6 protein-coding genes and 1 pseudogene are annotated in these 6,244 nt (G+C 60.9%); 1 reads left to right on the top strand and 6 read right to left on the bottom strand.

Annotated elements, in window-relative coordinates; genetic code table 11:
- The 6 genes and pseudogenes from ACFFP0_RS17695 to ACFFP0_RS17670 form a co-directional block, all read right to left on the bottom strand.
- A pseudogene (locus ACFFP0_RS17695) lies at window positions 1–294 on the bottom strand (sugar phosphate isomerase/epimerase); the annotation flags it as partial.
- A 49-nt stretch (window positions 295–343) separates the two neighbouring features.
- Entirely contained in the window at window positions 344–1,084 is a 741-nt protein-coding gene (locus ACFFP0_RS17690) for a TetR/AcrR family transcriptional regulator (protein ID WP_377263318.1), read from the bottom strand.
- Window positions 1,085–1,310: 226 nt separating this feature from the next.
- On the bottom strand, window positions 1,311–2,507 hold the full coding sequence (locus ACFFP0_RS17685; protein ID WP_377263317.1) for an ABC transporter ATP-binding protein: 1,197 nt from the start codon (window positions 2,505–2,507) through the stop codon (window positions 1,311–1,313).
- A gap of 22 nt (window positions 2,508–2,529) precedes the next feature.
- Window positions 2,530–3,369, bottom strand: coding sequence for a carbohydrate ABC transporter permease (locus ACFFP0_RS17680; protein WP_377263315.1), 840 nt, complete (start codon window positions 3,367–3,369; stop codon window positions 2,530–2,532).
- Window positions 3,369–4,256: a carbohydrate ABC transporter permease gene (locus ACFFP0_RS17675; protein WP_377263314.1), complete on the bottom strand. Its 888-nt coding sequence runs from the start codon at window positions 4,254–4,256 to the stop codon at window positions 3,369–3,371. The genes ACFFP0_RS17680 and ACFFP0_RS17675 overlap by 1 nt, the downstream gene beginning before the upstream one ends.
- Before the next feature lie 62 nt (window positions 4,257–4,318).
- Window positions 4,319–5,587, bottom strand: a complete 1,269-nt coding sequence (locus ACFFP0_RS17670; RefSeq protein WP_377263313.1) for an ABC transporter substrate-binding protein — start codon at window positions 5,585–5,587, stop codon at window positions 4,319–4,321.
- 152 nt (window positions 5,588–5,739) lie between these two features.
- Here ACFFP0_RS17670 and ACFFP0_RS17665 point away from each other — a divergent pair, with 152 nt between their 5' ends.
- The gene (locus tag ACFFP0_RS17665) at window positions 5,740–6,243 is read left to right on the top strand and encodes a C-glycoside deglycosidase beta subunit domain-containing protein (protein WP_377263312.1); all 504 of its coding nucleotides are present in this window, start codon (window positions 5,740–5,742) and stop codon (window positions 6,241–6,243) included.
- Window position 6,244 lies beyond the last annotated feature (1 nt).

Here is a 6,244-nt window from a genome sequence, read left to right as displayed (position 1 = left end):
GTCGAAGGCCTCGTCATAGGCCGGATGCACCGCGACGAGCTGGCCCTGCAGGTGGGTCGAAAGCTCCGTCACCTCGATGCCGTTCCGACGCGCCACGCCGGCGAATTCGTCGCAATAATCCTTCGATGTGGCAGCTTTCTTCAGATCGATGAGCCGGCCCGCCCACGTCGGCACCTGCACCCCGACATACCCCTTCTCCGAAGCCCACCGCGTGATCCCGTCCCAGCTGTCGAACGGTGCCACGTCCCCCGCAAACTGACCCAGAAACAAAGCAGGGCCCTTCATCGTCTTCATAAGTTCAAAATCCCCGCCAGATTGATGAATTGGGTTGCGCCGCGTCCGTTCATTTCTGCCTGTGCCGACGCAGCTCGAAGACTTCGCTCTTCGGATTGAGCCCGTTGAGGACAATCCTTATCTGCTGGGCAAACCGAATCTTCGCGGCGTCAGGATCGGGCTTCGAATGGCCGAGATAGGTGCGCACTTCCGTCTGGTATAGGGCGTAGATGATCGACGTCACGGTCTGGGCGTTATCGGTGGAGGCAATCGCACCGCTGGCCAGATTGCTCTCAACCACCCGGTGAAAAAGCGTGATGAGATTGTCTCTGCTCTTTTTGAAGCGTCCGACCTGCTTACCCGTCGAATAAAAGTACATTTCCCTGAGAGCATAACGGGAGATTTCCGGTCTCCGGGCGAAATGGATGAAGTGGTATTCCGCGATGGACAGAACGTTGTCGAGAAACGACAGGGCCGGGTCGATCCCCTGTTCCGCTTCGATCACCGTTGCTTCGAGCTCGTCGTTGCAGATAAGAAAGAGGAGGTCCCTCTTGTTCTCGGCGTAGTTGAAGATCGTCCCCAGGGCGACGCCCGCAATCTTGGCAATTTCTCTCGTGGTCGCGTCATCGAAGCCCTTCGTCAGAAAGAGGGCCAGCGCGGCGTCCTTTATCCGTTGGAGCGTTTCCGCTTTCTTGCGCTCCCTTTTCGAAACCTGTTCCGTGTGTTTGTTGCCGGCACCGGCAACGATGGCGAGATTGTCTGCGGGTATGCCTGTGGCGCTTACCTCTTCATTTGCTTCATCTCGACTCATTCTGGAATTCGTCCTTCATTCTGGCATGTCGTTCGTCTGAACCGGGGCTCGACGTTCCCTTCAAGGGCTTGCGCTCTGGAAAAAGTGCCGCAGCAGGCGCCAAGTCCCAAAAGGCGGTTTCACGCCGGGTTCCCCGCCCGATCCTCCGGGTTTTGCGATCATCATTCAAGAGCACTGCAGGATTGCCAAGCCGGGAGGCATCCTTCGCTCCGGTTGCGCGGTCGCCTCAACGCAAGACCTCGCCCGTGTCGGCATCGAAGAAGTGCAGATGGGCAACATCGATGGCCCATCGCGTTGTCTCTCCCTCGGCGTAGCGCCTGCCGCTCGGCAGCCTCGCCACCACATTCACCCGATGGTTTTTCGCCTGCAGGTTCAGATCCTGGGCGCTGGTCTTGTCCACGTCCGCGGCGAGCTCCAGCGCCGATGTCGACAATACGGGTTCTGCATCCAGTTCGAGGTGGACGAGCTGTTCGGGTGGCAGCAGCTCAACCAGCCGGGTTCTCGCGGCCAATCCCGGCAGCGACGGATCGGTCTTTTGCGGGTCCAGCAGATGTTCCGGGCGAATGCCGACGACAACCTTCCTGTTCCGATATCCCGCAAGATTTTCTGCTCCAGCCAGACCATCCGCAAGCGGTATCTCCTGGCTGCCGATCTCGCACACAATGCGTCCTTCCGTTTCCGCTATCCGGCCCTGAACGAGATTCATTGCCGGTGATCCGATGAAGGACGCGACGAACAGGTTCGCCGGCCTTTCATAAAGCTCGACCGGTTCACCGACCTGCTGGAGGACACCCTTTCGCATCACGGCTATGCGATGCCCCATCGTCATGGCCTCGACCTGATCGTGGGTGACGTACAGCGTCGTGATACCGAGATCCCGCTGCATGCGGGTTATCTCCGCACGCATTTGAACGCGCAGCTTTGCGTCCAGGTTCGATAGCGGCTCATCCATGAGAAACGCCTTGGGACGGCGCACGATGGCGCGGCCCATGGCGACGCGCTGACGCTGCCCGCCCGAAAGGTGCTTCGGACGACGGTCGAGATGTTCCTCCAATCCAAGCGTGCGAGCGGCGGCGCGCACCCGTTCCTTGATCTCCGCCGCGGGCATGTTCCGGTTCTGCAGCGGAAAGGCGATGTTCTCGAAGATCGTCATGTGCGGGTAGAGCGCGTAGTTCTGGAAGACCATCGCGATGTCGCGGTCGCGCGGTTCGAGATCGTTGACCACCTTGTCGCCGATCAGGAGCTGCCCGTCCGTGATGTCCTCAAGGCCGGCCGCCATCCGCAGCGCGGTCGTCTTGCCGCAACCGGAAGGGCCGACGACGATCATGAACTCGCCTTCCCGGATTTCGAGATCGAGGTTGTCGACCGCCTTGGTGCCGTCTGCATAACGTTTGGTGATGTTCTTGTAGATGATGGAAGCCATAATATTCAGCACCTTGTTTCGGTCAGCTTTTGACGCCGCCGGTAAAGCCTTGGATCAGTTGCCGCTGGGCAACGAGATAGAAGCCGAGGATGGGAACGAGCGACACCAGCACTGCGGCGAACACCATGTTCCACCGGGCCGTGAACTCGCCCACGAAACCGTAGATCGCCACCGGAAGCGTCGGCGACTGGCTTCCCGAAAGGAAGATCAGCTGCATGAAGAAGTCGTTCCAGATCAGCAGACCGGTCATGACCGCGACGGTGGCGGTGATCGGCCGCAATAGCGGGAAGACGATCCGGAAGAAGATCCGCGAACGGCTCGCGCCATCGACTTCCGCGGCTTCCTCGTAGTCGATCGGCAGCGCGCGGACGAAGCCGCTGTAAAGGAATACCGACATGGGCAGGAACAGCCCGGTATAAAGAACGATCAGGCCGATCTGGTTGCCCACGAGGCCCAGGCTGCGCATTGACGAAAAAAGCGGAACGACAGCGAGCTGGTAGGGCAGGATGATGCCGACCACGAAGAAGGTATAGAGCCACCCCGCCAGCCGCTGGCGGTTGCGCGAGATGACATAGGCCGTCAGCGAACCGAAGAAGATCAGCAGGGCTACGCTGCCCACGGTGACAATGATGCTGTTGGCGAGCGCCGTTCCGAGGGAGACGCCCGTCGTGCCCTGCCATGCGCGGCCGAAATTGTCCCAGCGCACTTCGCTCGGAAACGACATCGGCGCCGTGAAGACCTCCAGGTCGGGTTTTACCGAGACGATCGACAGATAATAGAAAGGGACGCACCACAATGCGGCCAGCGCGAGGAGCAGGAGTTCGAGCCCGTAGGTCTTGAGAGTGTATCGATGCGGTCCCATCACAGACGGTTCTCCCTGGCCCTGAGGACGAGAAGCTGGGTGCCGGAAACGGCGAGTACAAGGAAGGTCAGGACGAGCGCGAAAGCCGCGCCGTAGCCGAAGTTTCCGAACACGAAGGTCTGCTTGTAGATCTGCGTCGTGAGCGTTTCCGACGCGTAACCGGGTCCGCCGCGGGTGAGGGACATGACCTGGTCGAAAGCGCGCAGGCCCAGGATCGTCGTGACGCTGATGCTGATCGTGGCGGCAGGGGCCAGCAGCGGGAAGGTGATGCGGCGGAACCGCCGCCAGCTGCTCGCGCCGTCCACCGCCGCCGCCTCGTTCAGTTCGACGGGAATGCTCTGGAGGCCGGCGAGATAGAAAGCCATGCAAAGGCCGGCGAACTGCCAGACCATGACCAGCCAGACGGACCAGAGCGAAAAGGTGGGGTCGGCGGTCCAGACGCGCTGCAGGGACTGGAGCCCCAGAAGACCAAGCAGCGTGTTCAGCGGCCCCCGGGCCTCCAGGATGAATTGCCAGACATAACCGATCGCAAGCGAGCTGATGGCCACGGGCGCGAAGAAAAGGCTTCTCAGGAAAAACCGGCTGCGCAGCTTGGCATTGAGCGCCAGCGCCAGCATCAGTCCGATGACATTGGTCGCGATGACGAAGCCGACGGCCAGCGACAGCGTGTTGACAAGCGCGCCGACCGCATCGGGATTGGTCAGGATGGCGCGGAAGTTCGCCAGGCCGACATAGTTGGGCGTCGTCAGACCGTTCCAGTCTGTGAACGCGTACCAGCCGCCGGCTGCCACAGCGGCATAGTGGAAGAGAAATGCGACGACGACGGCTGGCAGCGCCCAGACAAGCGGAGCGCGCTGTCGCCGCGCTTTGCGCGAAGACGAGGACATGGTTGGCCTTTCAGAGAAAATGCGGGAGAGGCGAGATGGACCGGCCTCTCCCCGGACGGACGTCAGCGCCCGGCGAGGTCCAGATCCTTGAGGACCTGCTCACCGGTCTTCTGGCCGGCGAAAAGGGCATTGCCGCTGGCAATCAGCGCGGCCCGCAACTGCGGTTGCTGCCAGGTGTGATGCGGGATCTGCCGATCCCGGTCGGCGGCGAAGTACGGAGTCATTTCCGCCAGGGCGCCCTCGAACTTGTGAGCCGCCGCATCGGAGGGCGTCGTGCCGCCCGCGATCTTTGCGTAGGTCGCCTGCTGTTCGGGCTTGGACAGCCATTCGAGGAATGCGGTGCTCGCGGCAGCATTCTTCGATTGCGCATTCAGGCTCAGGGCGTCGTTGTAGAAGCCGATCGCCACGGTTTCGTCAGCGCTTTTCGCGGGGAAGGGGCGCATCCTCAGATCGAGCGTGGGGTTCATCGCCACCACGGCGCCCATGAACGTCGTCGGGCCGACCGCCATCAGGGCCTGACCGGAGGCGAGCTGCGCGAAGGCCTGCGGCGAGGTCGTCGCGGCGATGCCCGGGACGAAGCACTTCGCGTCGATCATCTTCTTGATCCGGTCGAAGGCGTCCTTCCAGCCCGCGGATTCGGCGAAGTTCACCTTGCCCTCGGTCCGCTTCTCGTTCCACTGAGGGTCCTTGTTGTATACGGTGCTGACGGCGACCGTTTCGAGGAAGTAGAACGGTGAAGCGCCGGAAATGGTCAGGGCGCTCTTGCCCTTTTTCTGCGCCAGATCGCAAAGGGCGATCAGATCGTCGAACGTTTGCGGTGCAGCGGCGCCGAGGGCGCTCAGTTCCTTGGCGTTGTAGATCAGGCCGACGTTCAGGAGCGCAAGCGGCAATCCGTACAATTTGCCGTCGGCCCAGAATTCGGGAACGACCTTGTCGCTGAAATCCTTGGCGAAGCTTGCCTTGGCCAGGTCGCCAAGCCGTTGCGCCTTCGCAAGCGGCTGCAGCGATTCAGGCGCGCCCCAGCCGCCGTTGGTGAAGATCAGGTCGGCGCCCGCGCCGGCCTGAAGCTGCGTCAGCAGGGCCTGTGCGTAAGCATCTCCTGACGGAAACTGCTGGACGACGACCTGAATGTCCGGATTGACCTTGCCATAGGCCTCGCCGAGAGCCTGGAAAGCCGTGCCCGACCCGCTGGCCGGTGCGAGAACGCGAATGGTGTCTTTCGCGGCGGCCGGAAACGCAGCGAGTGTCACGGCAGCCGCAACGCCCAGTCCCTTGAGGAAGCGGCGGCGCAGGCGACGTAAAGAAAGGGAATTGGCATTCGTGGCTATCATTTTATTTCCTCCCTTAAAATGATGAAATATATGAACACGTTCATTTATTGAAAGTCAAGCGGTGATCAGGGTGGATTGCAGGTATTCGATAACATTCAGCATTTTTTGGACGCCTTGGAAAAATTCTATTGACGATCGCCTGCGATACATAAATGATCATGTTCATTATGGCGAGGAACATGAGGCGCCGTAATGGAGGAAACTTCCGGGCAATTGCGCCCCGTGCGCATCCCGGATCGATTCTGCGCGGCAAGCGCGGACGGAGGGCAATCCGCATGATGTTTGACAAGGTCATAGACCCAGATACGCTCGTATCGACGCCCGAGGGCTTCACCATCGGTATTCGTATCCCGTGGTACAGGGCGCTGCCGCTGTCCACGATCGAAGTCGGTCTTCTCAAGGTGGACGGGAAGGATATCCCCCTTGAAGGGCTGGTGTTCAATCTCAACGGAAAGCGCCGGACGCTGGCCGAACTGGAGTCGATCGTCGATGAAACGTGGTTCATTACCGACACGGCCGTTCTGGAAGTGAAGGGTTTTCCGCTGGAGCGCGGCTCTGAGCATGAAGTCGAGGCCGTCGTTGCCGTGCGCCCCCCTTATCTCAAGGGCGGGATGCGCCGCGTCGGACATATCACCCGGACAATGAGGGCCAACTGAC

It is taken from the genome of Neorhizobium puerariae, assembly GCF_042429745.1.
Lineage (GTDB): Bacteria > Pseudomonadota > Alphaproteobacteria > Rhizobiales > Rhizobiaceae > Neorhizobium > Neorhizobium puerariae.
Note: the sequence above shows the minus strand (reverse complement) of the source record. Positions and strands in the feature narration are given on the sequence as shown.

Coding starts and splice junctions, on each gene's coding strand:
- ACFFP0_RS17690 (WP_377263318.1), bottom strand. CDS start 1,084: ATGAGTCGAGATGAAGCAAATGAAGAGGTAAGCGCCACAGGCATACCC.
- ACFFP0_RS17685 (WP_377263317.1), bottom strand. CDS start 2,507: ATGGCTTCCATCATCTACAAGAACATCACCAAACGTTATGCAGACGGC.
- ACFFP0_RS17680 (WP_377263315.1), bottom strand. CDS start 3,369: ATGGGACCGCATCGATACACTCTCAAGACCTACGGGCTCGAACTCCTG.
- ACFFP0_RS17675 (WP_377263314.1), bottom strand. CDS start 4,256: ATGTCCTCGTCTTCGCGCAAAGCGCGGCGACAGCGCGCTCCGCTTGTC.
- ACFFP0_RS17670 (WP_377263313.1), bottom strand. CDS start 5,587: ATGATAGCCACGAATGCCAATTCCCTTTCTTTACGTCGCCTGCGCCGC.
- ACFFP0_RS17665 (WP_377263312.1), top strand. CDS start 5,740: ATGATCATGTTCATTATGGCGAGGAACATGAGGCGCCGTAATGGAGGA.